22 protein-coding genes and 1 pseudogene are annotated in these 24,822 nt (G+C 45.5%); 9 read left to right on the top strand and 14 right to left on the bottom strand.

What is annotated here, in order from left to right:
- Window positions 1-8: 8 nt before the first annotated feature.
- Window positions 9-1,169: an IS30 family transposase gene (locus B067_RS0108845; protein WP_019529719.1), complete on the bottom strand. Its 1,161-nt coding sequence runs from the start codon at window positions 1,167-1,169 to the stop codon at window positions 9-11.
- Window positions 1,170-1,553: 384 nt separating this feature from the next.
- On the opposite strand from B067_RS0108845, the gene nhaA reads away from it, so the two are divergent.
- Window positions 1,554-2,909: a Na+/H+ antiporter NhaA gene (gene nhaA / locus B067_RS0108840; protein WP_019529718.1), complete on the top strand. Its 1,356-nt coding sequence runs from the start codon at window positions 1,554-1,556 to the stop codon at window positions 2,907-2,909.
- 547 nt (window positions 2,910-3,456) lie between these two features.
- Here nhaA and B067_RS0108835 read toward each other — a convergent pair.
- The 3 genes from B067_RS0108835 to B067_RS0108825 all read right to left on the bottom strand — a co-directional run bounded on the left by B067_RS0108835 (window position 3,457) and on the right by B067_RS0108825 (window position 5,314).
- Window positions 3,457-3,969: a DUF1993 domain-containing protein gene (locus B067_RS0108835; protein WP_026244537.1), complete on the bottom strand. Its 513-nt coding sequence runs from the start codon at window positions 3,967-3,969 to the stop codon at window positions 3,457-3,459.
- A 274-nt stretch (window positions 3,970-4,243) separates the two neighbouring features.
- Window positions 4,244-4,474, bottom strand: coding sequence for a 2Fe-2S iron-sulfur cluster-binding protein (locus B067_RS22335; protein WP_019529716.1), 231 nt, complete (start codon window positions 4,472-4,474; stop codon window positions 4,244-4,246).
- A gap of 45 nt (window positions 4,475-4,519) precedes the next feature.
- Window positions 4,520-5,314: a DUF3014 domain-containing protein gene (locus B067_RS0108825; protein ID WP_019529715.1), complete on the bottom strand. Its 795-nt coding sequence runs from the start codon at window positions 5,312-5,314 to the stop codon at window positions 4,520-4,522.
- A 372-nt stretch (window positions 5,315-5,686) separates the two neighbouring features.
- On the opposite strand from B067_RS0108825, the gene B067_RS0108820 reads away from it, so the two are divergent.
- From B067_RS0108820 to cydB, 3 genes are all read left to right on the top strand, one after another.
- Entirely contained in the window at window positions 5,687-6,241 is a 555-nt protein-coding gene (locus tag B067_RS0108820; RefSeq protein ID WP_019529714.1) for a GbsR/MarR family transcriptional regulator, read from the top strand.
- Window positions 6,242-6,315: 74 nt separating this feature from the next.
- The gene (locus B067_RS0108815) at window positions 6,316-7,680 is read left to right on the top strand and encodes a cytochrome ubiquinol oxidase subunit I (RefSeq protein ID WP_019529713.1); all 1,365 of its coding nucleotides are present in this window, start codon (window positions 6,316-6,318) and stop codon (window positions 7,678-7,680) included.
- A complete protein-coding gene (cydB, locus tag B067_RS0108810) occupies window positions 7,673-8,671 on the top strand; it encodes a cytochrome d ubiquinol oxidase subunit II (protein WP_019529712.1) in 999 nt (332 codons plus the stop codon). Before B067_RS0108815 ends, cydB begins: the two co-directional genes overlap by 8 nt.
- A gap of 115 nt (window positions 8,672-8,786) precedes the next feature.
- On the opposite strand, the gene B067_RS19995 is transcribed toward cydB, so the two are convergent.
- On the bottom strand, window positions 8,787-10,196 hold the full coding sequence (locus B067_RS19995) for an aspartate aminotransferase family protein (protein WP_019529711.1): 1,410 nt from the start codon (window positions 10,194-10,196) through the stop codon (window positions 8,787-8,789).
- A 505-nt stretch (window positions 10,197-10,701) separates the two neighbouring features.
- On the opposite strand from B067_RS19995, the gene B067_RS0108800 reads away from it, so the two are divergent.
- Both B067_RS0108800 and B067_RS0108795 read left to right on the top strand, forming a co-directional pair.
- Entirely contained in the window at window positions 10,702-11,589 is an 888-nt protein-coding gene (locus B067_RS0108800) for a helix-turn-helix transcriptional regulator (RefSeq protein WP_019529710.1), read from the top strand.
- Window positions 11,590-11,651: 62 nt separating this feature from the next.
- Window positions 11,652-12,290, top strand: coding sequence for a hypothetical protein (locus tag B067_RS0108795; RefSeq protein WP_019529709.1), 639 nt, complete (start codon window positions 11,652-11,654; stop codon window positions 12,288-12,290).
- Here the strand turns inward: B067_RS0108795 and B067_RS0108790 are convergent.
- The 8 genes and pseudogenes from B067_RS0108790 to B067_RS0108755 all read right to left on the bottom strand — a co-directional run bounded on the left by B067_RS0108790 (window position 12,282) and on the right by B067_RS0108755 (window position 20,122).
- Window positions 12,282-12,710 carry a hypothetical protein gene (locus B067_RS0108790; protein ID WP_019529708.1) on the bottom strand — a complete coding sequence of 143 codons (429 nt, stop codon included), beginning with the start codon at window positions 12,708-12,710 and terminating at the stop codon, window positions 12,282-12,284. The two genes, B067_RS0108795 and B067_RS0108790, sit on opposite strands and share 9 nt — an antisense overlap.
- Window positions 12,711-13,002: 292 nt before the next feature.
- Window positions 13,003-13,110 carry a hypothetical protein gene (locus B067_RS22330; RefSeq protein ID WP_420806528.1) on the bottom strand — a complete coding sequence of 36 codons (108 nt, stop codon included), beginning with the start codon at window positions 13,108-13,110 and terminating at the stop codon, window positions 13,003-13,005.
- A gap of 65 nt (window positions 13,111-13,175) precedes the next feature.
- Window positions 13,176-13,292: pseudogene (locus B067_RS22325) on the bottom strand (RecX family transcriptional regulator); the annotation flags it as partial.
- Between the two features lie 320 nt (window positions 13,293-13,612).
- Window positions 13,613-14,008, bottom strand: a complete 396-nt coding sequence (locus B067_RS19990; RefSeq protein ID WP_019529707.1) for a recombinase RecA family protein — start codon at window positions 14,006-14,008, stop codon at window positions 13,613-13,615.
- Between the two features lie 330 nt (window positions 14,009-14,338).
- Window positions 14,339-15,568 carry a styrene monooxygenase/indole monooxygenase family protein gene (locus B067_RS0108770; protein WP_019529706.1) on the bottom strand — a complete coding sequence of 410 codons (1,230 nt, stop codon included), beginning with the start codon at window positions 15,566-15,568 and terminating at the stop codon, window positions 14,339-14,341.
- A 182-nt stretch (window positions 15,569-15,750) separates the two neighbouring features.
- A complete protein-coding gene (locus B067_RS0108765; protein ID WP_019529705.1) occupies window positions 15,751-16,734 on the bottom strand; it encodes an AraC family transcriptional regulator in 984 nt (327 codons plus the stop codon).
- A gap of 109 nt (window positions 16,735-16,843) precedes the next feature.
- Window positions 16,844-17,638 carry an SDR family oxidoreductase gene (locus B067_RS0108760; protein WP_019529704.1) on the bottom strand — a complete coding sequence of 265 codons (795 nt, stop codon included), beginning with the start codon at window positions 17,636-17,638 and terminating at the stop codon, window positions 16,844-16,846.
- Between the two features lie 90 nt (window positions 17,639-17,728).
- Window positions 17,729-20,122, bottom strand: a complete 2,394-nt coding sequence (locus B067_RS0108755) for a TonB-dependent receptor (protein ID WP_156820800.1) — start codon at window positions 20,120-20,122, stop codon at window positions 17,729-17,731.
- Window positions 20,123-20,385: 263 nt separating this feature from the next.
- On the opposite strand from B067_RS0108755, the gene B067_RS0108750 reads away from it, so the two are divergent.
- The 3 genes from B067_RS0108750 to B067_RS0108740 are packed head-to-tail and all read left to right on the top strand — an operon-like array spanning window position 20,386 to window position 23,474.
- Complete coding sequence (locus B067_RS0108750) at window positions 20,386-21,960, top strand: phytoene desaturase family protein (protein WP_019529702.1); 1,575 nt, start codon at window positions 20,386-20,388, stop codon at window positions 21,958-21,960.
- 1 nt (window position 21,961) lies between these two features.
- Window positions 21,962-22,891 carry a flavin reductase gene (locus tag B067_RS19985; RefSeq protein WP_019529701.1) on the top strand — a complete coding sequence of 310 codons (930 nt, stop codon included), beginning with the start codon at window positions 21,962-21,964 and terminating at the stop codon, window positions 22,889-22,891.
- A gap of 28 nt (window positions 22,892-22,919) precedes the next feature.
- Window positions 22,920-23,474 (top strand): carboxymuconolactone decarboxylase family protein, encoded by a 555-nt coding sequence (locus B067_RS0108740; RefSeq protein ID WP_019529700.1) that lies wholly within the window; start codon window positions 22,920-22,922, stop codon window positions 23,472-23,474.
- A gap of 673 nt (window positions 23,475-24,147) precedes the next feature.
- Here B067_RS0108740 and B067_RS0108735 read toward each other — a convergent pair.
- Window positions 24,148-24,555 carry a hypothetical protein gene (locus B067_RS0108735; RefSeq protein WP_019529699.1) on the bottom strand — a complete coding sequence of 136 codons (408 nt, stop codon included), beginning with the start codon at window positions 24,553-24,555 and terminating at the stop codon, window positions 24,148-24,150.
- Window positions 24,556-24,822 lie beyond the last annotated feature (267 nt).

Here is a 24,822-nt window from a genome sequence, read left to right as displayed (position 1 = left end):
CGGTGATCTCAAGCGGTCGCTGCAACACAAGTATTAAATCTAGCAGCAGGTGTTTCGTATTCCAATGTTTTTCTCGGCCTTTCGTTGAGTCGTCGAGCTATCCCATTTAACTTTGCTTGGGAGTGATCAGACAGGTTTGTTCCTTTTGGAAGATACTGCCGCAATAACCGGTTAGTATTTTCATTAGAGCCTCGCTGCCACGGTGACTGAGGGTCACAAAAGTAGACCTTAATATCTGTCGCTAGCGTAAATCTCTTGTGAGCGGACAGCTCACTACCGCGATCCCATGTCAGAGATTTATAGAGTTCGTTGGGTAACTTTTTTGATTGTTTGATTAACGCTGTAACTACAGTGGCTGTCTTTCTGTCTGCTACTTTCACGAGCATGACGTATCGCGAATGCCGCTCAACTAGCGTCGCTATATAGCTGTTGTGGGTACCTGCAATTAAATCGCCCTCCCAGTGACCAGGTACCGCTCTATCTTCAACGGATGCGGGTCTCTCACTAATGGTAATGGCATCTACGATCTTTCCCCGCCCTACGCCTTTAAGACTAGAATACTTTGATCTACGCTTAACACGTTGTGATCGCAGGCACTGAATAAGCTCTTTTTTTAAGGCTCCTCGCGCTTGTATATAAAGCGTTTTATAAATAGTTTCGTGTGACACGTAAAAGTTCTCACCTGCCGAATATTCTCTCTTCAACCAACCTGATATTTGTTGAGGAGACCATCCAGCTTTAAGTTTTCGAGCGACGATCATACTAAGCGATTGATTACATAGCAGCTTACATCGCTTTGGCCGCTTGGCTCTCTCCCATGCGACTTTATCTGCTCGGCTAGCCCGATAGAGGTCGTATCCTCCGTTACGATTAATTTCACGACTAATTGTAGACGGAGCGCGACAAAGCCCACTCGCTATCTCTCTAATTGATTCATCAGTCGCTATGCCTCTGGATATTTCCTCTCGCTCGGATAACGACAAACAACGGCTCGACCTTTTTCGGACTGGAGGTCGTATGCCACCGGTTTCAGCGATGATGTGCTCAATTGATGAGTGATACCTATCAAATAGCCGAGCTATATCGGCTAGTGAGTCACCTTGTTGGTAGCGATCCCACATTAACTCTCTCTGCTCGGCGGTATAATATATTCGTTTTCTTCGTTTCATAGCGACGCTCTCCTTAATTAAAGAATAGCGTTGCAATGACCAATTGAAACCACAACCCTTAACAGCCGTTAAGCCTTAGTTGAGATAAATAGTATTGACTGAAGGTTTTTTATTTATTCTGACGCAGACATGCGTACTCGCAGTAAAATAACCGATATTCGAATATCATTCAGTGGCTAAAAAAACAGGTAACATGCAATGGCCAATGCTGATACAGTGGTAATCCTTCTCCTGACCTGAGAAAAGCAGGGTTCGCTGGAGAAAGCATACGAAGAAATTGGTGACACTATCAACAATCGCGTCAAGGTTTTCCTTTTTATTAAGGACAATTTCTTCTGAATCTTATAGACCTTCATTTCAAAACAATCTATTCAGTTAATTAATATGGCCGACGACTCTAAAAACACCTTACGGCGTGGTCTGGAAAATATCCACGATCCATTTTCCAGCTTCATTCGCGCCCAAACCACCTCTAGCCTGTTTCTTCTCATCGCTACAATCACTGCCCTTTGGTGGGCAAACTCAGATTATTCTTCTACCTACCAAAATCTGATACATACACCGATCGGATTTTTTATGGGCGAGTTTGAGTTAAGAGCGTCACTCAAACACATTATTAATGATGGTTTAATGGTGATATTTTTCTTCCTGCTCGGCCTTGAGATCAAGCGGGAAGTGTTAGCCGGCGACCTCGCTCGCCCTGAACATCGAAGCATGTTAATTTTTTGTGCCGCCGGGGGAATGGTTTTTCCGGCGTTGCTTTATTCTTTGTTCAACTGGTCACTTGATTCACAAAATGGATGGGGTATACCTATGGCAACCGATACCGCGTTTGCACTAGGCGCCCTTACCCTTGTGAGAAAACATATTCCTGTAAGCTTGCTAGCGTTCATCGTCGGCCTCGCTATTGTTGACGATCTTGGTGCGATACTGGTTATTGCCGTATTTTACACGCAGGAAATATCGGTAATGCACCTATCAAGTGCATTTGCTCTTATTGCGTTATTGGCAGTAGCCAACTACGCAGGTGTTCGCCAGACACTCTTTTATATTATCATTGGCTTTGTGGCGTGGTGGGCAATGCTTAAGTCCGGCGTTCACCCCACAGTTGCCGGTGTTGCTATTGCCTTGACGGTACCAGCAAGACCCAAGTTAACGTCAGGAAAATTGCTCGGTAAAGCAAAATCGACAATTAACGCAATGCAGGAAAAAACAAAAGATGTAGACGTTCTTGGTAGCAAGCGAGATCACGAACAAGTACTAGAGCTTCGCGATTTTGCGGAACGCGCCAGTACGCCCTTGCGTCGCTGGGAAGATGCACTGAGCTTACCCGTTGCATTATTTATCTTACCCTTGTTTGCTTTGACCAATGCTGGCGTAGTCTTTAGCTTAGGTTCATTTATCGAAAGCCTCCAGCATCCTACTGGATTAGGCATTATTACTGGCCTCGTCATTGGAAAATTTATTGGTATTTCCGGTGCTTGCTGGCTGGGGCTACGCTACAAAATTGGCCGCTTACCTGATGGGGTTAATTTTGAGCATGTCATCGGTGTTTCGCTAATAGCGGGGATAGGCTTCACCATGTCCACTTTTATCGCCGCACTGGGTTTTGATACGAACCCCGAACTTCTTCATAACGCAAAGACATCGATACTAGTCGCCTCAGTTCTTTCCGGTATCCTTGGCGTATTATATCTTCTGATTATTTCTAAAAAAAATAGTGAAAAACACGGAGCCTGATACGAATGACACTTACTTAAGCAAAAAGTTTGCGTCATACCCAAAGCACTCGCTACGCTCACGGGGCAGGCTCTACCCAAAGCACTCGCTACGCTCACGGGGCAGACTCTACCCAAAGCACTCGCTTTGCTCACGGGGCAGCCCCTTCCTACCTACTGCCGGAATCCAACTGTTAAATATGGATATCGGCTTTCGCCGGCATGACAAGCTAGTGAAGAAATATGGCTTAAGCAAGCGTCATTCGAGCCTGACACCGACAAACTATAAGAACGGTGCGAATTAGTTGAAACGTTAAACGTTTGCCAATGGCACAAATAAGACTTAAGTCCGCCCTGCTTTTTCTCTAGCGCCAATAATTGGCGTGAAGTGTAAATCTAAATGAGGAAGTGTAATGAATAGACTAATAATAATTAGTTTAATTTGACTGATTCTTTCAGGTTAGCCCAGCACTAAATACACTTAATAAAAAAATAAAAAGGCCGGTAGCATTTCAATAATGCCCCGGCCTTTTTAGTCGTACATTTTTTAATCGTACCCTTTTTTAGTTTTACTCTTTGTAGGGCATAGCACCCAAGTAATCTTTTTTACCCACTTCTACACCATTGTGGCGCAATATGGCGTAGGCCGTGGTGATGTGAAAGTAGATATTGGGTACGGCGTGCTGTAGGGCAAACTCTTTACCAGTAAGGTATTTACCCTTCCAGCGCGGCTGCGATATTTTTTCGCTTTCGGCAGTGGCAAAATCAGCCTCGGTAAAGCCGCCTATATAAGCCAATACCGATTGTATACGCGCCTGTAATTCGGCAAGTGTTGTTTCGGTATCTTCGTGCTTGGGCGCGCTATCAACGTTGCCCGTTAACCTAGCCACGCCTACTTTCGCCGTATCGCAGGCAATTTGTATTTGCCGTGTTAAGTTAAACTGATCAACCGCTAAGCGTGAGTTGAGTAAAACCTCAACGTCTACTTTTTTTAGCTCTGCATAGCCTTCTGCTTTTTCAAGTATGACGCTAAGGTTATTCAGCATTTTGCTAAATTGTATTACTGTTAAATCGTAAAGCATGGGTGTTACCTCTTTTATCATTAATCTATAGGGTTAGTAACTAGGCAGCTGCCTCGAAAAGAGCACCTAGTGATAACTGATATGAATAGCCTACATACTGCCTATACGCAGATGCTCACTAGTGTAATCGATTATGTGGCTGCTATAGCTTTATTTTTTCAGGTCTGTTTTTTTGGATCTATTTTTTGGGTCTATCTTTTCGGGTCTAGGCTCAAGTCGGTAACGGTGATATCCGTTTTAGCGGTGGCTATACAAGGCAGGATAAAGCCGGCGGCTATATCCTTTTGCCCCTTTTGCCACAGGGCTGTGAGGGTGCTGTGGGGACGCGGTGGCCGTAGTCAATTTGTCCCGCACTTAATTTACAGCGGCAAACGCCACAGGCACCGTTGCGGCAAGCTTTGCGTAAAGGCAGGGGCAGTTCGTATAACTGCTCTAATAGTGAGCTACCCGCCCTGCCCTGCAAGCTAAACCGCTGTTGTTGGTGATTAACCGTGATGGTTGGCATAGCTTTATATGCTTGCCTGTATGTTTGCCTGTGTAGTCATTGTGCTTATAGCTGTTGTTTAAATTCCGTTAAAAACTGCTGTAGGGCTTGTTGGTTTTTACGGCCCAAGCGCCAGATGAGTTTATCCAGGTCACTGCGCTTTTCTAGCGCTTCATCTTTATAGCGGTAAAACACATGGGGCTGCACTAACTCGGCCTGTAGCGGTGCGGGCTCTAAGGTAATAATGCGATTGATACTCTTCATCAGTCGGTCAGAGAATAGCTCTGGCCTGCCTAGCTCGCCATAGGCTTTATCTAATAGCGGCTGCCAATAACGGTAGTACCTAGCCGCTAATTGCGGGTCCATGGCAGTAACTGCCGTTACCAGAGCATCGGCGCGGCTGTTATTGGTTGCACTGCTACGCAAGCCGTCATTGGTTTTTTCTACGGTGAACTTGCCTAGTGGGTAATCTAGCGCGGGGTACTTTCTAGGGAAGCTACCGTCGGCCATCATATCCACCGTTGCCACCCATTTGCGCACTTGCTGCTCGGGTAATAACCAGTCTTTTAACGATGGCGCTATAGACTCTGTTAGCGCTTTCACATCGTCGTCACTGCTATCCAAATCTGCAGGTGGCGGTAATAAGTCGGCATTGGGATCTGGCGCGGGGGCTGCTATTGGCGCGATCAGCTCGGGCTCTTCACGCATTATCGGGCCGGGGGCGGGTTCATCCGCAGGGGGGGTTATTGCTTGCGGGCTAACCTGGTCAAGCTCAGCACTTTGCTGTAACTGCCAATAACTAAGCGCCGCCACTAGGGCGACAACAACCAGCACCAAACTAATCAGTAAAGACTTCTTCATACTGCCCCTCAAATATTAATTAACCCACATAGAACCACTAAGACAAACTAAGACGGCTATAAGTTCACTTAGCCAAACGTCATTCACCTTAGTGCATTTACCTTGGCAGCACTAGCGTATTAGCTAGCGACCTTAGCCCGCTATTCATAACAGCGCCTCCGGCAACATCCACACAGGGTTTTAGTAGCCTAGGCTGAGTATCTGCGGCCATTACAACTTGTCAGCCATAGCTGTTTAAAAACGATAGTCGCAACAAGCCCCGCTCAAGGGGGTTAGTGGTAGATTGCAGCAAAAAAGCATTGACTTAACACAGACGCAGTTATAAAGTTTCAGAAATTTCTGAAACTTTATAACTTAATAGGTAAGCCCCCCATGCAAATGACCTCGAAACTAGAAAGCTTTGTGATGCACTGCGGGGAAATGGGCAGCCGCTGGGGCTTTAACCGCACCATAGGCCAAATGTACGGCCTGATGATTATTGTCGAGCAGCCGCTATGTGCGACTGAGTTGTCTGAAACCCTAAACGTCTCCCGCGGCAATGTCAGCATGGGCATTAAAGAGCTGCAATCCTGGCGTTTGGTGCAGGTGCACCACATACCCGGCGACCGCAAAGACTACTACGGCCCCGCCGGCAGTATTTGGGAAATGGCCCAGCGGGTGTTTGACGAGCGCCGCAAGCGCGAGATGGACCCCACCCTATCGCTATTGCGGGCCACCATTTTAGATGAGCCTGCCAATGCCCAAGAGGTGTATGCGCAGGACAAGATGCATGAAATTCACGACTTGCTAGAAACTATCACCCACTGGGCAGCCGAACTGCAAAGCATGAGCCCAGAAAAACTCAACACCCTGATGAAGTTAGGGGCAGGCGTGAGCAAGGTATTAGATATGAAAGCCAAGTTGTTAAGCGACTCCAGTCGCAAGTAACACCATTGAGTCAGCCTATTTTTTTTCGCCACCGCCGGTGGCATTGTGTCTTGTTATTATGAGCGGAGTTAGCCATGTTAGATACGATCTTATTGTCGCGAATCCAATTCGCTACCAATATGAGTTTTCATATTTTATTCCCCACTATCACCATTGCCCTGTGCTGGTTTTTGCTATTTTTTAAAATACGCTATGACCAAACCGGCGACCCGGTGTGGATGCGCGCCTATCGTTTTTGGGTAAAAATATTCGCACTCACGTTCGCCCTAGGTGTAGTGAGCGGTATTACCATGTCGTTTCAGTTTGGCACTAACTGGCCAGGTTTTATGGAAAAAGCAGGCAATATTGCCGGCCCCCTGCTGGGCTACGAAGTATTAACCGCTTTCTTTTTAGAGGCTACTTTTTTAGGCATTATGCTGTTTGGTATTAAACGCGTGCCGCCTAAAATTCACACCTTAGCGACGGCCATAGTCGCGCTGGGTACAACGCTATCAGCATTTTGGATATTATCGCTAGACTCTTGGATGCAAACGCCCACAGGCTTTGAGCTGCGCGATGGCGTGGTTTTTCCTACCGATTGGGTCGCGGTTATTTTTAACCCATCGTTCCCCTATCGCTTTAGCCATATGTTAATAGCATCAGCACTTACGGCATCCTTTTTGGTGGCAGGCATTAGTGCTTATCGCATACTGCGGGGCGATACTAAGCGCGCACCCAAGCTAACCTTAAAAGTTAGTTTAACTGCTGCAATGATTTTATCTCCCTTGCAACTCTTTGTGGGGGATATTCACGGCCTCAACACACTAGAGCATCAGCCACAAAAAATTGCAGCTATGGAAGGCGTGTGGGAGACCGAAAAAGGTGCACCTTTATTGCTGTTTGCCATCCCCGACGAAAAAGAAAGACGCAACCACTATGAAATTTCTATCCCTAATATGGCCAGCTTTATTTTAACCCACGATATAAACGGTGAAATTAAAGGGCTGAATGATTTTGCAGGTAAACATCCGCCGGTAGCGCCCGTGTTTTTTGCTTTTAGGGTAATGGTAGGCCTAGGAATGTTGATGATAGCGGTAGCTTGGGCGGCTCGCATACAGCTGTTTAGAAAAAACTGCCTGCCACCCTGGCTGTTAAAAACCTTAGTTGCGATGAGTTTTTCCGGCTGGGTTGCCACCCTTGCGGGCTGGTATGTTACCGAAATAGGCAGGCAGCCTTATTTGGTGTCGGGGGTATTAACCACCGCCGAAGCAGCCACCGATATTGCCCCAGAAAACGTCGCAATTTCACTGGCTATGTACATTATTGTGTATGGTTTTTTATTGGTCGCTTACCTACATACTATTTTTGTTATGGCCCGTCGCGCGATCGAGATAGAAGAAATTAGCGAGCAAGAACAGGCGGCTTTTAGCCAAAAAAATCAGGAGCCTTTACATGTTTGATCAACACACGCTGGCAATTATTTTTGTTAGCCTAATGGGGCTAGCCACTTTAATGTACGCCATACTCGATGGTTATGATTTGGGGGTAGGTATTTTGCTACCGCTAAATCACCAAGAGCATAGCGACACCATGATTGCGTCCATAGGCCCCTTCTGGGACGCCAACGAAACCTGGTTGGTTTTGGCTATAGGCTTATTGCTTATCGCCTTCCCCACCGCCCACAGCATGATTTTAAAAGCCTTGTATTTGCCTGCGGCGGTGATGCTAATCGGTTTGATTTTACGCGGCGTAGCCTTCGACTTTAGAGCTAAGGCCAGCTTCAGCCACAAGCCCAGCTGGGATAAAGCCTTTAAGGGCGGCTCGCTGCTGGCCTCATTAGCGCAGGGCTATATGCTGGGCATGTATGTCAACGGTTTTGATCATTCACTGCACGGCTACCTGTTTGCCATACTCAGTGCCCTAGGGGTAAGCGCGGCCTATTGTTTTATAGGCTCAGCCTGGTTGATTATGAAAACCGAAGGGGAGCTACAGCGCAAAGCCATATCTCAGTGCCAGCACACCCTAAGCATCGCTTTTATAGGTATTATACTGGCGTCACTGTTTAACTTATTACTGTACCCTTCGGTGTACGATAAATGGTTTGAAATGCCCTATGCCCTACTATTACTGCCTATACCGGTGCTTTGTGTCGCGCTGTTTATTAGCTGTTACTTGATGTTAAAACGCATGGCTTTACACCAGGGTAAACGCCAAAGCCTGCCGTTTATTATGTGCGTATTGATTTTTAGTTTAAGCTTTTTTGGTTTGGGCTTTAGCTTCTTCCCCGACATAGTACCGGGCCAGTTAACCATTTGGCAGGCGGTAGCGGCTAAGGAATCGCTAAACTTTGTATTTTGGGGAGCCATAGTGGTGGTGCCCACTATTCTGGCTTATACCCTATATTCTTATCGTGTTTTTTGGGGCAAGGTTGAAGGCTTACGCTATTACTAAGCTCTGTTAAAAATACTTTTTCTAAGCAACATAAAAAAAGGCAAGCCGTGTAAAAACGACTTGCCTTTTTTGTTAGTGCTACTTTATGTGAGCACTCTGCTTTATAGCAACGCGATTATGCGCCGACGGCCTTAAGCTGTTTTGCTTTTAGCTCATCCACTTTCACAACAGCTTCAGAAATAACACGGTATAAGATATCAACCATTTCGCGTATTTCATCAGGGCCAGCCGTTAATGGTGGTGACAATTGTACTACAGGCTCACCGCGGTCATCAGTTCTACACATTAGACCTTCTTCATAAAGACGTGGTGACAAAAACTTAAACAAAATGGCTTCTGATTCTTCTTCAGTAAACATTTGTTTAGTGGCTTTATCTTTAACCAACTCTATACCGTAGAAGTAACCTGCACCGCGCACTTCACCTACTATAGGTAACTCAGTTAGCCTACTCAGCTCAGACTTAAATAGCGCTTCGTTGTTGCGTACGTTTTCTAGAATATTTTCTTTTTCAAAAGCATCTAGCGTAGCCAAGGCTGCCGCACAGGCAACGGGGTGCCCACCAAAAGTAGAACCGTGTAAGAAAATCTTATCGTCGTCTAAGAACGGCTCCATTAAAAAGTCTCTAGTAATCATCGCACCCATGGGTACGAAACCGCTAGTAATACCTTTAGCACAGGTGATAATGTCAGGCTGGTAATCAAAACGCTCACAACCAAACATATAACCTAAACGACCAAAGGCACAAATAACTTCATCAGAAACTAATAACACGCCGTATTTATCACAGATTTCACGTATACGCTTAAAGTAACCTTCAGGCGGTAACAAACAACCACCTACGTTTTGTATGGGCTCAAGAAATACGGCAGCTACTGTATCGGGGCCTTCAAATTCTATGGCGCGCTCTATATCTAGCGCACACTCTTCGGCAAACTCTTCCGCGTTATCGCAGTTTACTGCGTGGCGGCTGCGGTATAAGCCGGTGTTTTCTACGTGACGGGCACCGGGTACTAAAGGCTCGAATACACCTTTAATAGATGCGCCACCATTAATAGACAAAGCACCAAAGCTAGTACCGTGGTAAGCCAAGTTACGGGCGATTACTTTATAACGACCTGGCTGGCCTATCTCTGAGAAATATTGACGGGCTAATTTCCAAGCAGCTTCTACTGCTTCGCCACCGCCACTGGTGAAAAATACGCGATTCAAATCACCGGGAGCATAGTCAGCTATACGCTTTGCCAACTCTATAGCGCCGGGGTGGGCGTAACTCCATATAGGAAAGAAACCTAGCTTTTCAGTTTGATCAGCAATGGCCTTGGCTATATCTTTACGGCCGTGACCTAATTGCGAAGTAAATAAACCGGCTAAGCCATCGATGTATCTTTTACCGTTGCTGTCATAGACATAGCAGCCTTCACCATGGGTAATAATCGGAACATCATGATTTTTATACGTTCCCATACGGGTAAAATGCATCCATAAATGGTCTTTAGCATCTTGTTGCATTTGTTTCGTATCCATATCTTTACCTTAATAATATTACGAAGAAATCCATGAACTCATACTCGCTTACCTGCGCAGCAAGTTTATAAACCTAGCATAGCTGGTTATTAACATCTGGCTAAAAAGCGTTGCTGGCGATCTTCAAAAAAATCGCATGGACCTTTATCTAAGAGTGCTCAGTATACCCAGACCAAAGTCTTTTAATATACCCAAGCTAGGGCATAACCTAGGCCATTCACTCTATAAAAAGGCCGAAAAAACGACTAAAACCCCTAGTTAAGCCCCTGAAATCAAAGAGCTTTCTCAAGTCCATCCGGAATCAATTATTTTTAATGATGTGCTAGTAAATGCCACGCGCTATAACCCAAACAGGGCATATACCGAAACAATGTAAGATTGACTTTAAAAACCTGGCAGCGTAAATTGTTGGCTTCTAAATGAGACCAATCATGCGATGCCTTACATTCTTAGCCATTAATAGCACTCTTTATAGCAATCTGTTTTTTATTAGGACCCCCGTCCTATGAGCGCCCAGCCATCCCTCGCTAACTCGGCACTAGAGGCATGGAACATACAACTGGCCGCCGCCATAGCAGAGTTAACCACTGATAATTATTTTCCGGAGCTGTTAAAGCAGCTATCCCAGTCTATCGCTATAGATTATCCGCAGGTTTGGCTTTATAGGTGCGACCTCCCCCCTAAAGCGCTGTATTTTCAAATCAACGAAAAAGAACGACGCGCGCAAATAGACAACTATATCGATGGCTCTTACCAGCTAGACCCTTTTTACTTAGCCGCGCTCAACAACCAGCAGCCTGAAGGGCTGTACCGCATGACCGAGCTAAGCGTTAGAGGTTTTCAGCAAAGCGACTATTACCGCAGCTATTACGCCCAGTGCGATACCGCTGATGAAATCGCTTTTATGATAGATTTAGACGAAGGCACATCACTGCAAATCTCATTAATGCGCAACCAAGGCTCACCTCGCTTTAGCGACGAGGAGCTAGACTTTTTTCGCGCCATAGAGCCCACTATCAGAGAGCTGGCATTGCTACACGCCAAGCTGACTAACCTAGCCGAACGCGCGGTAGATGAAAGTTATGTCGCCCCTGGCTTTGAAAAAAATATTAATCAGGCTTTTGATCTTTTTGGCCGCTCACTACTCACCGGGCGCGAAAAAGACGTGCTGGGCCTTACCCTACAGGGCTGCAGCACCGATGTGGCCGCTGAAAAGCTCCATATTTCTATAGAAACCCTGCGCCGTCACCGCAAGCATATTTATAAAAAACTCGATGTTAATTCGCAGGCCGAGCTGTTCTCGCTATTTTTTAACTCACTTAGCTGCTTTGAGAGCGCTCCCACCCAAGACCCTTTGGCCATGTATATGGGCACTGAAGATAAAAGCAGCTAGGCTATAGCGCTGCCCCCACTTATGCCTGCTAGCGTTTAGCCCCTAGCCTTATAATCAAGCTTATGAAAGACGCGCGAAAACAGCTATGCGCTTACTACAGGCAACTCCGCCACTACCTAAGCAGCAAACCTCGAGAACTGCTGATAGTGGCTTTTATCTTGGTCTTTATCGCGGTATTGCTGCTGAAGCAACAAACCCCATACATCGCCATCGCGTTGGATAAAATCAGCAGCCAGCAGATATACATACATCACGGTGACCACCGCGGCAATGACAGCACTTACCTAATAGTAAAAGTACCCAAAGCTCTGCTAAAGCCAGCCAACAACGGGGCTAACAAGAAACAACCCGACAAGAGTCCACTGGTGTCAGATCCACCCGCTAGGGCGCAACCTCACCCCGAGTACCGCGTGCTGGCACTGCAATACCGCCACGGCTACTACTTGCTGCCCTCAAATCAATGGTGGCGCTATGATGTGCCCTGCATACATATACGCTACACGCCGCATAACTTTTATTATCAGCAGCAGCTAGTACGCGGGGGCTTTAGTTGTGATTATTCGGCCTCAGAGTCTTGGGCCAATAAACTGGTTTACAACCTACAAGGCGAGAGCATTAGCCCTTATTTGGCCAACCTCTACACGCCACTGTTTCATATCAAGGATGGGGAGCTACGCATAGGCAGCATCAGCTCAGACTGAGGGCGGCTTATCCTCACACTTCGCTTGCTCGGCCGCATCCTGCCCGGGCGCTTCGGGGGCCAGCAACTTAGTATCATCTTCAGGCGCCGTTACCGTCAACAAAGCATCGTCATTACTTTTAAACGCGCTGGGTAAAACCTCTATACCATAGCGCCTACCAAAGGCGCATAGCATGGGTAGTGTCACCACGCTACCTGGTGTCATGGCCAACAACAGCAACGCGGCGATTTTATGTACGTCTTTTAATTGCTCTATGGCTGCGCGAATTTCTTGCTCATCAGGCTTGCGGCCATTGGGCAGCTTTTGGGTGAGGGCATCAAAAAACGTGCGCACCATGACTTTGGTTTCCACACGTTCTTTGCTTAACCCCACCATAACGCGGTCAAGGACTTTGCTATAGCGGTCAAATTTTAAAGCCATATATTACACTTAATAAGTTGCAGCACTTTTTGCCTGATTCCATGGCATTCGTGACATCAGTATACCCATAGCACAGGTATTAGTGATACCCGCAAATACTAAGTCTGCGCAAAGCCAATAAAGCGAGGGGTTTACTACATAGCCCAACACCAAGCAACTGCCTGACGTTATACCCATCTGCCGTTCTATAGAGATAATATTATCTCTCACTAAGAAATAACTAAATTAGCAAGATCTACTATAAATAGGCTCAAAAAAACCTGTAATAACGGATGCGGTCAAGAAGTAAAGATTAAACACCAGGCGTGATCAGAAAACGATCAAAACTAAAACCTTTTCTTTGCATAAAACGTATACGCTTGGCTTTTTCTTTATTGTCAGAAAGGGTTCGCCTTGGTATTTGCGCTCAGACAGCGCTTGGGAGAGAGCGTACCACTCCTCTTCTACCGCCTCTAATGCTAGCGCTATCAGCTCGACATTTACGCCTTTTTGTTTCGGCTGTTGCCGCACCACCATAGGGCCTTTACCGCTGTTTTTCTTGCTATTAATAAACCCTTCCACAAAGCGTTCATCGTTTTGCAGGGCTTACTCGCGTAGGGTTTACAGCTGATTATCAATAAGGGCTGGGGGATAATGTACAGATTTATCGAATTTGTTGCTTAACTTACTGAAAAATTCTTGGTAACCGTATTCACGCCTAGCCAACAGATTCATAGCAGCTATGCGTATATCACGAGTGGGGTTTTCGGTTTTTTAACTATTTTTTGTGGCTTTTTTCCGAGGAGTTTTCCAGCTCTAGCTCGCGTGCTGTGTCATCACTATGATGATAATTTTCCATAACAGCACGTCCGCTAGTTAGCCAACTAAGGAGGCTTATTCAACCGCCACAGCTTCTTCTGTTGTTACTGCCGGCTACTGGCTACCTCTGCTTTTTCAGTATTAGAGATAGGCACTATTAACAGCTCATCGCGAATCTGCTTTTCAATTTCAGCAGCCATCTCTGGGTTATCACTTAAAAAGCGCGCTGCATTGGCTTTACCTTGACCAATCTTGTTGCCTTTATAGGCATACCAAGCGTCAGAATTATCAACCAAATTAATCTTAACACCCAAGTCTATTACTTCACCCATATGGTATATGCCTTTGCCATAATGGATTTGAAATTCCGCTTGTTTAAAGGGAGACGATACGTTGCTTTTCACCAGCTTAACGCGGGTTTCGTTGCCTATCACTTCTACGCCGTCTTTAACCGCACCGATGCGGCGCGTATCTAAACGTACTGAAGAATAAAACTTCAAGGCATTACCACCAGTGGTGGTTTCAGCTACCCCCCACCATACCTATTTTGTTACTACCGAAGATCTACCCTTGACTGATAAAAAACAGAGCATCAACGCCGCATTAGTGCTGATGAATTTCCGTCAGTAACACTGGCCCAACGCAATCTCAAAAAAAGTTGAATCTAAAATAAACTACATAGCTTATCTGAGTCGCCCATCATGATTATTGAATTGGAAGCAAATAGCTTGGCTAAAAAATGTCTTTCAAATCTGCAGGGGTAAACCAGACAGGATAAGCAAAGCAGTTTTACAGGTTCAAGACATTTCGTCCTGAACCTGTAAACAAACCTACGCTTCAGCGGAAACGGATTCCATATATTTCTTTGCCGCATCGGCTTGCATAAACCATGGAAAATAGTCATGCGGTGTATCAAATGCATTGGCTATTTTTTTTGCCGTTTCATTGTGGGTATTAGCAAAACCTAACAAGGCCTGTACGTGCGGCGCTGGTGGAAGCAGCATACCGTTAGTCCACTCAACCACGTATTTAGCTATCGACCAAAACGCTTCAAACGTCTCACCCATCCACAGCTCATCGAAGGGCTGATCTTCTCGTGCGAGAATAGCGTCCAAATACACTTTTGCCGCTTTACTGGCATTATTTGAACCCTGCCCGGTGATCGGGTCATTCAAACATACCGCGTCACCAATGCCCATGATTTTTGCGCCCGATGGCAGCGTGCCAATCACGTGCTTGATCGTCGGAGGGAATCGGCCCGCAAGACGACCATTGTCGTCTGTCATCTCTATATCTTTGCAACGGTGTGCCTGCGCAGGCACGAACTTTTCAACTAATTGCTTACTAAGCGCAAGGTGTTGCTCAGGTGAATCTACGCCCTTCCAACAATCCATTTCCCCACCCGGAATACCTTCAAAAACCATGATGTGACAAGGGCCGGTGAATGTTAACGCAGGAAAAACAAAATACTCACCAACGCCAGGGATTACATTAAAGGCAACCGTACTGTATTCCTCTTCGAGTGGCATGTTATTCACATAAGTTAAACCCAGTGCTCGCATTGGCTTGTCAAAAGCACTGCGTTCTGAGTCGCGCTTAAATAACTGCCCCACCTCTCCTTTACCTGATGCAACCAACACAAGATCGGCCTCTGTTGCGTATTGCTCCAACTCTTCAATGCCTGCATCACAGATATCGAGCTTGCCACCTAAACTTTCAAACTCTTGCATCCAGCGAGGCATTTTCACGCGCTGATCAACAGACTGAGCCGACTGCTCCAATTTCCCCTTCCAGTTGATCACTTGATTACCATCCGGACCATTCATTGCAAATCCAATACCCTCTATGGCTGGACATTCATCATCCCAATAATTCAGCCCCAGTGCTTTTTCGTAAGAGCATGAGGTTCCAAACATGCACTGACTAGATAGAATTCTGCCGCTTGCAACTTCATTGGCTGTTTTATTAGTAACAATACGTACCTGATAGCCCTGTTTTAACAAGCCTATTCCAAGCTGAAGCCCCGACTGGCCCGCGCCAATAATTGTAATGTTTCGCATACATTTACCCTTCTTATTCTGTCTTGGGAATATCGCTCAGAAGACTCTGAATTGGTTACTAAGCTCGACTAGTTAAAGAGTAACAATTGAAAGACAGAACAGACAATTCACTAGCCGCAATGGTTATGCAAATACCGCAGCTTAGTCATAGTAGGTAGGGTGAACGATTATCGGGGGAAAAGTTACAGCGATTTTTTTACCGTTTGCGAAGGCGTTTCACCATAAGCACTTTTGTAAATAGCCGCGAACCTCCCCAGCTGGCTAACACCAAGCTGGGTTAATATATCCGTGACTGTATCATCGCATTTAGCGGCCATAAGACACTGATGGGCCTGCTCAAGGCGGAATTTCTGCAATCGTTTCATCGGCGTGACGCCACGGAAACGTTTGAACGCATCAAATAGTGACCGTGCGCTAACACCACAGACCTCGACCAAATCAACAATATTTATTGGCACGCTAAGGTTCTCAAGCATAAAAGCTTCAGCCTGTTTAACATGCTTTGGGGCGATCGTGTGTTGGCTAACTTCCAGCAAAGAAGAATAATTATGGGGTAAGGCATGCAAAAGATTGGCAACAATAGTTTTTTCGATATTTTTCTTTTCTGCCGTACCTAGATAGGAAAAAGAACCTTCATCTATATCAGAGACCATGCATTTTATATAACGCCACCATGAATCCATGCGCCGGTTATCGCTTAAAGATATAAGCGGATCAAAAACTAACGGCTTAGTTATATTACATCGAGAAAGACGACCTAAGGCCTGCTCAATAGAGGATCTTTTTATTTGAACCATCAATTGCTGGCAACCTTCGTTCCATACCATCGATGTTTTTTCAGAAGGATTAATCACCGTCGCCACCTCACTGTGACTCAGCACTTCCTGACCGCAGGTATGCACTGTAGCGGTACTGTTATTCAGAGGGAGCTGTAAGAGATAGAAATCATCAAGAAACCCTGGATTAATAATCACCTTCGAAGAATAAGTCATATAATTGATAGAAAGATCATCAATTGGGACATAATTATGAATAGCGAAAAAAGGATCGTTATGAGCTACGTTCGCCAGCGAAAGTTTATGATCGCAATAAACCCCGCTAATAAGCTTGCGTGCGTAATCAAGGTGTTTGGTATTGACAAGCGTATGATCATTTAGCGGAGTCATATTATTTTAAACCCATTTATCCCCGTAACAGAAGCTCTAACTTAATCCTTTTATCCTGTACTGTAAATAAGCACGTCTTGATCAAGGAGCGCTTATTCAAACATTAAAGTTATGATTGCCCTTCCATCAATAGCGGCATAAGAGGGTAATGCTGCTCTGGACCCATGGCGCTATAGCCGCCATCAACGGGAAGCTCAGCACCGGTCACATAAGACGCCTCGGCAGAGGCCATAAATGCCACGACATTGGCGACCTCCTCGGCATTGGCAACACGCCCCATCAGATTATAGGGCTCAGAAACCTTATCCGCATGTGCTCGGTTATCGCCCGTTAAACCCTCAAACGGATCTGACCAAATATGGCCCAGCCTGGCCATATTCACCCGGATGCCATCTTCAGCGTATTCCACCGCTTGCGTTTTAGTCAGATGAATCATCGCAGCTTTGGAAACGGGGTATGTCCAGCGTCCAATGTGTGGCGCAATACCTGAGATAGACCCAATATTGACAATACAGCCACCACTGGTTTTTAAATGGGGACGAGACAATTCCCCCAAAATTGCAGGGGATATTGCGTTGGCATTTAAAGTGCCCAACCATTGCTCCCTAGTTGAAGCACTGCCGTCATCGTCATAACTGGCAGCATTGTTAACCAGAATGTCTAGTCTGCCAAAAGTCGATACTGCTGTATTCACCAAGTTTTCCAGTTGGCGGTCATCGGTTATGTCTGTCTGCACGTACAGCGCACGATCACCTAGCCTTTGAGCAATTGCCTGTCCTTTATCCGCACTCCGTGCAGCAATAACAACCGATGCACCACAGGCATGTAATTTCTCTGTAATAGCGGCGCCTATAGATGCTGCCCCGCCTGTAATAATTGCTACTTTTCCGGTTAAATCAACCATAATTTTCTCCAATGGACAGTAAGTAAAATCAACTAACCCACCACAAAGGGGCAGGCTATACGACCTGCTACCTTAAGTAGCAGAGAGCATTTAGAAGTTATAAAGCATTTTCAAGTACCACTCAGAACCCCGAGCGTATACACCTTCATAAGATTGAAACGCATCACCCACTATCCCCGAAACCAAATATTTTTCATCCGCTAAGTTAGTTCCGCCCAAAGTTACTTCGTATTGTTCATCGGCAGAAATCCAACGAATATTGGCATTCAATAAAGAATAACTATCTTGGCGGATTTCAGGACTATTAAACGTATCCATCTCCTGATCAGCACGATATGACCAATCAAGACGAGCCGTTACCGCTGAACCGTTATTTAAGAATGTTACTTTGGAAATCGCGGCACTCAATGTCGTATCGGGTACGCGTTCCAAATCATTACTTTTACTGATCAACGTATCAGCACTACTCAACGATTTATACTTTGCATCGGTTATACCAACTGACGTTTCGAGCATCCAGCCTTCGGCAGGTGCCCAGGTAACCTCAAGCTCACCGCCTCGAATACCCACTGACGCCGCATTTTTGGTGACCGGGGCAACACTGGTAAAGACCTGAATCTGAAAGTCGTCATAGCTCGTATCAAAAACCGCTGCGTTAATCCGTAGTTGCCCATCTTCACTGGTATATTTAAGACCAATTTCAGTGGATTCTACAAACTCTGGTTCAAAAGAAGGAATCAGGTCAATATCTGCCGTACCAGCTGGAGCAGTGGCACCCGCAACTTGTGGTGGAAATACACGCTGACTAAAACCACCGCTTTTAAAGCCCTCTGAATAAGAAGCGTAGAGCATAACGTTTTCTCTCGCCTGCCAACGTACATTCAGCATGGGTGTCGTTTCCTCAATCGATATTTCCTTTGCCAGTTTAGGTAGTACACGACTTCCAGCTTGCATAAAGGGCGCATCAAGCGAAGGATGCCCGGAACCGGCGAAGTAATTTTCTAGGATAAATTGATCAGGCAAAAACGTTTTACTTTCGTCCGTGTAACGTAGACCTAAGGTGACTGTAATATTATCCGCAACGTCATAGCCGGCCTGAGCAAAAACTGCTTTACTTTCATTATCGAACTGACCACCACTGACAAAATTGGAAACGCTGAAATCAAGCGTATTGATATTGTTACCATCCTCCTCAAAGTAATAGAGGCCCAAAATCCAGTTTAAACGCTGATCTTCAGAGGCGCCCAACAACTGAAATTCCTGCGTGAACTGCTGCTGGTCTAATTCATCCAAAAATTCCGACACCCTGTGCGGGGAACCATCTCCATCACGACCAAAAGAACTGTCCAAATCACGGTAACCCGTTAAAGATTTGAAGGTCAGGTTTTCGTTCACCTGCCAAGTAACTGTTACGTCTGTTGTTAATAAATCTGTTTTTGAAAATGACTCTGAGGTGCCATGATTAACACCATCATTGGTGACATAGCGATTATCGTAACAACCTGGCACCGCCAAATTTGTTGTGTCGGTCACACCTGGAATAATACAGGGCGCGGGCGGGCCTCCAGCGGCGAGGTTAGCGCCAACATTATGAATAGTTGCCAACGGTGGCGTGTCGGGATCAATTGGTCCCGCATAATTTATGCCTAATAACTCTATCGCAGGCCCGTTTTCATCATCTTCAGTAAACCCGACAGACATATCAACATCAATGGTATCAGAGGCTATCCAACGAAAAGCAGCCCGGCCTGTCAAAGTGTCATCATTACCCAGATCCAAACCATCAAAAGATCGCTCAACATAACCATCGCGGGTTAACTTCGCCAAAGAAAAGCGGCCCATAAAATCATCAGTAAAAGGCACATTGACCATCGACTTTACATCAGCCCGACTATCGGACCCTAAGGTCATCTGTACATTACCCTTAAACATCTCTTCAGGTTTCTTACTAGTGATGCTCATCGCACCACCGATTGTATTACGCCCAAACAAGGTCCCCTGAGGGCCACGCAATATTTCTACCTGTTCAATTTCTACTAAATCAAATATCGCACCAACTGAACGCGCTACATAAATTCCATCGAGGTAAATACCCACACCCGGATCTACTGTCGGAACAAAATCCTTTTGACCAATACCACGAATATAAATAGCCGCTGCCGAACTGGCACCGCCGAAACTGGGATTATTTTGAAACGTAAGGTTAGGAGCAACATTTTGAAGATCATTCAGCTGGGTAATACCACGATCGGATAAACCCTCGCTTGAATATGCGGATATGGCAATCGGCGCATCCTGCAGACTCTCCGAGCGCTTTCTTGCTGTCACCATCATTTCTTCAAGTTGCCAGTTTTGGCTATCCTCTTCAGCAATGGTCGGCGTAGCCGCCATCAGTAGCACAGCACCAACAGCAGCGGCTATGGGCTTCATTACCAATACATTTAAGTCAGTCATACGCGTATTTTTTATAGAGCGAACAGTCATTTCTTACTCCCACATTTTATTCGGCGGGATCTAAAGCCGATTATTATTAATAGATGCTTTTCCTTCGAACTGGACTGATTAACCCAGCACCGAAAGATGAACTCTATGACTGCCGCAAGCAAATAGATATTCGCAAAATGCAGGAAATGTTCATTTAGTGAAACTTTATGCGTAAAAACTTATTTTCTGCTTGTCACTACTCATCTGTTTTCGCTATAACAAAATCAAATGAATAATAATTGACAGCAAGGTTACGTAATTTCATGAATGACTTTGACCACATAATCATTGGCAGTGGCTTGAATTCACTGGTTTGTGCCGCTCTTTTGGCCAGAAATGGCAGTAAAGTCTGCGTACTCGAGAGAAACCAACAGCTCGGTGGCTGCATCGCTACTAACGAGATAACGCTACCAGGCTTTCAGCACGACCTATTATCGAGTTGGCACCCCCTTTTTGTGACTTCTGGTGCTTATGCCGAGCTACAGGAGGACTTGGAACGACATGGGCTGGATTATGCTTATACCGAATTCCCCGCTGCCGGGTTAACTTCACAGGGTGAAAGCTTTATTTTCACACGCTCAAGGAAAGCCAATGCCGAAGCATTAGCGGAAGATGGCCCAGGATATCTGGCTGCCATGGAGGAAATTGAGGCCCATGCCGAATTGATTTTCCCATTGCTATCACAGCAACTCCAACGCTTCAGTTTCGTCAGAGTGCTCGCCAAATGTGGCTGGAATATGGGTATCAAAAAGCTATTGACCTTCGCCAAATCTAGTCTTTGCTCAGCTGGTGATTGGCTAAATCAAACATCATCCAATAGAGCCTATCACGCCTGTGTTGCGCCCTGGGTTTTACATGTTGGCCTTGGCCCCGAAAGCGCCACTTCGTCAATGATGGCAAAAGTTGTGTTATTCACGTTGGAAGCCGTCGGTTTACCGGTAGTCAAAGGTGGTAGCTACAATTTGGTCAGTGCATTTAAAGCACTTATCGAAGAACACGGAGGCACCTTGCTCACCGAATCAGACGTCAGTGAAATTATTATCCAAAACAAACGCGCAACGGGCGTCAAATTGACTGATGCGTCCACCATCCTTGCCCGCAAAACTGTTATTTGCAATGTCACCCCACAACAACTCTACGGCCAATTAATCGCCAGAGAACATATCCCTGATGAATTACACACACAGGCAAACAACTACCGGTTTGGTCGCGCTGATATGCAGATACATATTGCCATGGATAAGCCTGCCCAATGGAAAAACGCCGAATTAAACAACGTGGCAATGATACATCTATCTGATGGTATCGAGGCTTTGTCCAAGGCTGTCAATCAGTCCCATAGTGGTTTATTACCGGAGCAAGCAACCATCGTTGTTGGCCAACCGTGTGCCGTCGACCCCAGCCGCGCTCCCGATGGAAAATGGATTTTATGGCTGCAGCTACAGGAGCTTCCCAGCCTCATTAAAGGAGATGCAGCCGGCGACATTCAGATTCCAGAGAGCGGCGAATGGAATCATGAAATTAAAGAGCTGTACGCTGACAGAATCATTAGACGCTTGAATGAAGTCATTATTAACCTTGATAGCAATACATTAAAACGCGTGGTTTTGTCACCTAAAGATTTACAGGCAATGAATGTTAACTTGGTCGGCGGGGACCCTTATTCAGGCGATTGTGCACTGGATCAAAACTTGTTTATGCGCCCAACAAGCCATGCAAAAAACCACGACACTTGTATTAAAAACGTTTTCCACATCGGCGCTTCCACCCACCCCGGGCCGGGTCTCAATGGAGGCTCAGGACTATTGGTAGCCAAGCAATTATCTAGAGGTAAGTAACATGAGCCAAGAAAAAAGTATTGACCCGATTGAATTTAGAAACGCATTGGGAGCATTCGCTACGGGTGTAACCGTGGTCACCACCAATTGCGACGAAGTAGGTCGAGTCGGCTTAACCGCTAATAGCTTCAATTCAGTATCATTGGACCCACCAATGGTATTGTGGAGTCTCGCCAAGACCTCAAAAGCGTTGAAATTTTTTACCGATGCACAGCAATTTTGCGTTAATATTCTTGCTGCTGATCAAGTCAGTATCTCAAATCATTTTGCCAGTAAAACCCTCGATAAATTTTCAACTATAGCCTATAAAGATGGCATTATTGGCACGCCTGTTATTGATGATTGTTCCGCTTCTTTTGAATGTAAAACGGTTTTCACCTATGAAGGAGGGGACCATTTGATTTTTGTTGGTGAGGTGGTAAATTTTATTAAAACCGACAAAAAAGCGCTTATCTATCATGCTGGTAGCTATGCTGTATCAGAACCACATCCTATCACTGCCCCCAAAAACGCGGATAACCCGTCAAAAAACAGAGGCTTTGTCGATGATTACTTGGACTATCTGTTAGCTAAAGCCACCCATAAATTTGAGGTGAGCTTCCAACAACACCTAGACAGAAGAGGCATTGGGAAATATCAGTGGCGAACACTGGTCACCATTGCCGACTTCAACGGTATTACAATCGATGAACTGATGAAAATTGTTCTGCTTGAAGAAGATAAACAACTTGAACTTATTAATAACATGATCGAAACGGGCTTTATCCGCAGCACTCAAGGCCAGCCCCCAAGCTATCACTTGGAAACAAAAGGTGAGCAAGAGATCATTCAATTATTAGCGGCGGCAAAAGCCCATGAAGCAGACACACTCGGAAATTTTAGTTTAGATGAGTCCCGAACATTAAAAGCTTTGTTAAAGCGCCTACTATAATGCCTATTATCAGTGCCGGAGTACTACGATGACCAGAGTTGGCTTAATAAAACCAGATGAAATTGACGACCCTATTATCCAAGAGATTTTTAGCTGGGTGACGGATATGGAAGGAAAAGTTCCAAACCATTTCTACGTAGAAATGAATTTTCCGGAGTATTTAAAAGCCAAGCTAGGATCTACCAAGATACTCTGGGAGCTGGGTGAACTGAGCATGGAAGAAATTCAACATGTCGGCATTTTAGTCTCTAAAGCCAATGGCTGCGACTACTGCACTGGTGCATTTTGTACTGTGCTCAGCTATGGTATGAACACGGCTGAATCCTATGTCGAGGAACTAGTTAGCCGCGGCGTTGACAGCATTAAAAACAAACGCATACTGTCCATCGTCATTTTTGCACTGAAGGCAAACGCAAACCCTAAATCAGTCACCGACAACGATATAGATGAATTAAAAACGCTAGGGCTTACCGATAAAGGCATTGTGCAACTTGTACATTTAGTCAGTGACTTTGGGTCCTACAACCGCCTTAATCTGTCACTACAAACTGAGTATGACTACAAGGATATGTGGCGACAATAGTTTGTTGATCCGGATGTAGTAAAGTGTAGTAGCTTAGACTTGAACTGACATTTCATAATCACAGGTTTATATTAAATCTGACGATCAGCTTAACTGCTGATAGCCTCCAAAACGCCCCGGGGCAGCTGTTCATCAAGTTTGTTTTGGGCCGGTGAGATTTTAATTGAGATAGTAGAAGTTGACCTTGAGAGGTCTTTTAGGGCATTTCACAAATCCGCTCAACAGAGGATGTTTGATTAGCGATTATCGGTGGATTATGGCTGATCAATAAGCATTCGTTACGACCCCTTTAATTTCAATTCACACATTGGCAAAAAAGAAAAAGTCTCTATCCGCTCCACTTATGCCTAGGATGAAACCGGGGTCCATGAAAATTTGGTAGAGCCTTTGAAAAAAAGTATTACACTGGATGAAAAAACAATCAACTTCAACACCCAATTACATGGCGGCATTACCGCCTCAGCTTTCTCGACCATCTGCTTTACGCACTAAACGGCTGTACGATTAGATCTAGCCTTATTGTTAATTTATGCCAGATCAAGTCTGAGCTACTACATGGGCCAACAAACTGGTTTACAGCTTACAGGGCGACAGCGTCAGCCCTTATTTGACCAACCTCTACACGCCACTGTTTCATATCAAGGATAGGGAGCTACGCATAGGCAGCATCAGCTCAGACTGAGGGAGGCTTATCCTCAAGCTCTTTATCTTCAGTCGGCTTATCTTCATCAGGCTCGCCGATTACTGCAGTAGCCACCGCTAAGGATAGGTCATTACTTTGAAAAGCACTGGGCAAAACTTCTATACCATAGCGCCTGCCAAAGGCACACAACATAGGTACCGTCACCACACTGCCTGGGGTAATAGCCAGCAATAACAAGGCGGCAATTTTATGTACGTCTTTTAATTGCTCTATGGCTGCGCGAATTTCTTGCTCATCGGGCTTGCGGCCATTGGGTAACTTTTGGGTGAGGGCATCAAAAAACGTGCGCACCATGACTTTGGTTTCCACACGTTCTTTGCTTAACCCCACCATAACGCGGTCAAGGACTTTGCTATAGCGGTCAAATTTTAAAGCCATATATTACACTTAATAAGTTGCAGCACTTTTTTGCCTGATTCCACGGCATACGTGACATCAGTATACCCATAGCACAGGTATTAGTGATACCTGCAAATACTCAGCCTGCGCAAACAAAAGCTGACAACCAATAAAGAGAGGGGGTTACTACATAGCCCGACACCACCCCCACTACCACCAAACTACCTGCCGCTATACAGAGATAGCATTACTCTCACTAAGAAATAACTACATTAGCGAGATCTACTGTAAATAAGCTCAAAAAAA

The organism is Dasania marina DSM 21967 (assembly GCF_000373485.1).
Lineage (GTDB): Bacteria > Pseudomonadota > Gammaproteobacteria > Pseudomonadales > Dasaniaceae > Dasania > Dasania marina.
Note: the sequence above shows the minus strand (reverse complement) of the source record. Positions and strands in the feature narration are given on the sequence as shown.

Excerpts from the sequence above, each read along its gene's own strand:
- B067_RS0108825 (WP_019529715.1), bottom strand. The coding sequence starts at position 5,314 with ATGAAGAAGTCTTTACTGATTAGTTTGGTGCTGGTTGTTGTCGCCCTA.
- B067_RS0108815 (WP_019529713.1), top strand. The coding sequence starts at position 6,316 with ATGTTAGATACGATCTTATTGTCGCGAATCCAATTCGCTACCAATATG.
- nhaA (WP_019529718.1), top strand. The coding sequence starts at position 1,554 with ATGGCCGACGACTCTAAAAACACCTTACGGCGTGGTCTGGAAAATATC.
- B067_RS0108835 (WP_026244537.1), bottom strand. The coding sequence starts at position 3,969 with ATGCTTTACGATTTAACAGTAATACAATTTAGCAAAATGCTGAATAAC.
- B067_RS0108750 (WP_019529702.1), top strand. The coding sequence starts at position 20,386 with ATGAATGACTTTGACCACATAATCATTGGCAGTGGCTTGAATTCACTG.
- B067_RS22335 (WP_019529716.1), bottom strand. The coding sequence starts at position 4,474 with ATGCCAACCATCACGGTTAATCACCAACAACAGCGGTTTAGCTTGCAG.
- B067_RS0108735 (WP_019529699.1), bottom strand. The coding sequence starts at position 24,555 with ATGGCTTTAAAATTTGACCGCTATAGCAAAGTCCTTGACCGCGTTATG.
- B067_RS0108765 (WP_019529705.1), bottom strand. The coding sequence starts at position 16,734 with ATGACTCCGCTAAATGATCATACGCTTGTCAATACCAAACACCTTGAT.
- B067_RS0108795 (WP_019529709.1), top strand. The coding sequence starts at position 11,652 with ATGAAAGACGCGCGAAAACAGCTATGCGCTTACTACAGGCAACTCCGC.
- cydB (WP_019529712.1), top strand. The coding sequence starts at position 7,673 with ATGTTTGATCAACACACGCTGGCAATTATTTTTGTTAGCCTAATGGGG.
- B067_RS0108800 (WP_019529710.1), top strand. The coding sequence starts at position 10,702 with ATGAGCGCCCAGCCATCCCTCGCTAACTCGGCACTAGAGGCATGGAAC.
- B067_RS0108755 (WP_156820800.1), bottom strand. The coding sequence starts at position 20,122 with ATGACTGTTCGCTCTATAAAAAATACGCGTATGACTGACTTAAATGTA.
- B067_RS0108820 (WP_019529714.1), top strand. The coding sequence starts at position 5,687 with ATGCAAATGACCTCGAAACTAGAAAGCTTTGTGATGCACTGCGGGGAA.
- B067_RS0108760 (WP_019529704.1), bottom strand. The coding sequence starts at position 17,638 with ATGGTTGATTTAACCGGAAAAGTAGCAATTATTACAGGCGGGGCAGCA.
- B067_RS19985 (WP_019529701.1), top strand. The coding sequence starts at position 21,962 with ATGAGCCAAGAAAAAAGTATTGACCCGATTGAATTTAGAAACGCATTG.
- B067_RS0108790 (WP_019529708.1), bottom strand. The coding sequence starts at position 12,710 with ATGGCTTTAAAATTTGACCGCTATAGCAAAGTCCTTGACCGCGTTATG.
- B067_RS0108740 (WP_019529700.1), top strand. The coding sequence starts at position 22,920 with ATGACCAGAGTTGGCTTAATAAAACCAGATGAAATTGACGACCCTATT.
- B067_RS19995 (WP_019529711.1), bottom strand. The coding sequence starts at position 10,196 with ATGGATACGAAACAAATGCAACAAGATGCTAAAGACCATTTATGGATG.
- B067_RS0108845 (WP_019529719.1), bottom strand. The coding sequence starts at position 1,169 with ATGAAACGAAGAAAACGAATATATTATACCGCCGAGCAGAGAGAGTTA.
- B067_RS0108770 (WP_019529706.1), bottom strand. The coding sequence starts at position 15,568 with ATGCGAAACATTACAATTATTGGCGCGGGCCAGTCGGGGCTTCAGCTT.